The following is a 1,263-nucleotide window of genomic DNA, read 5'->3' as shown; positions in this document are numbered from 1 at the left end:
TGCCGTTCACGGTCACAGTGACAGTGTCACCAGCCTTGACGTCTTTACCCACGGTACCAGTGATGGTCACGTCAGACTCGGACTCGGCCTTGTTGATCACGTCGTCGCCGGCAATGGTGTCGATCGTGATCGAAGCTTCGGGCAGATCGGTGTCGACACCGTAGCCACGGTCAGCTTCAGCCGAAGCGGGGTTACCTGCAGCGTCTTCAGTCTCGACCTTGGCGTGTACGTTCGAATCAGCAGCCAACTCAGCACCAGGAACGTCTACGTTCCAGGTCTTGCCATCAGCGTTAACGGTGGTCGTGTAGTCCTTGCCGTTCACGGTCACAGTGACGGTGTCGCCAGCCTTGACGTCTTTACCCACGGTACCGGTGATGGTCACGTCGGACTCGGACTCCGCCTTGTTGATCACGTCATCGCCAGCAATGGTGTCGATCGTGATCGAAGCTTCTGGCAGGTCGGTATCGACACCGTAGCCGCGGTCGGCTTCAGCCGAAGCGGGGTTACCGGCGGCGTCTTCAGTCTCGACCTTGGCGTGAACATTGCTGTCCTGAGCCAGTTCGGTACCAGGAACATCCACGTTCCAGGTCTTGCCGTCAGCGTTCACGGTGGTCGTGTAGTCCTTGCCGTTCACGGTCACAGTGACGGTGTCACCGGCCTTGACGTCTTTACCCACGGTACCAGTGATGGTCACGTCGGACTCGGACTCAGCCTTGTTGATCACATCATCACCAGCAATGGTGTCGATGGTGATCGAAGCTTCTGGCAGGTCGGTATCGACACCGTAGCCGCGGTCGGCTTCAGCCGAAGCGGGGTTACCGGCGGCGTCTTCAGTCTCGACCTTGGCGTGAACATTGCTGTCCTGGGCCAGTTCGGTACCAGGAACGTCTACGTTCCAGGTCTTGCCATCAGCGTTAACGGTGGTCGTGTAATCCTTGCCGTTCACGGTCACAGTGACAGTGTCGCCAGCCTTCACATCCTTGCCAACCATACCAGTGATGGTCACGTCGGACTCGGACTCAGCCTTGTTGATCACGTCGTCACCGGCAATGGTGTCGATGGTAATCGAAGCTTCGGGCAGGTCGGTATCGACACCGTAGCCACGGTCGGCTTCAGCGCTGGCTGGGTTACCCGCAGCGTCTTCCGTTTCCACCTTGGCGTGAACATTGCTGTCCTGAGCCAGTTCGGTACCAGGAACGTCTACGTTCCAGGTCTTGCCGTCAGCGTTAACGGTGGTGGTGTAATCCTTGCCGTTCACGGTCA

General features: G+C 58.4%; 1 protein-coding gene. It reads right to left on the bottom strand.

The features are described from left to right. The coding region (locus M2Q46_RS18705; RefSeq protein ID WP_302357875.1) for an Ig-like domain-containing protein at positions 1–1,263 on the bottom strand (1,263 nt) is incomplete at both ends.

It is taken from the genome of Alcaligenes sp. YSL9 (genome assembly GCF_030515105.1).
GTDB classification, from domain to species: Bacteria; Pseudomonadota; Gammaproteobacteria; order Burkholderiales; family Burkholderiaceae_B; genus Alcaligenes; species Alcaligenes phenolicus.
Note: the sequence above shows the minus strand (reverse complement) of the source record. Positions and strands in the feature narration are given on the sequence as shown.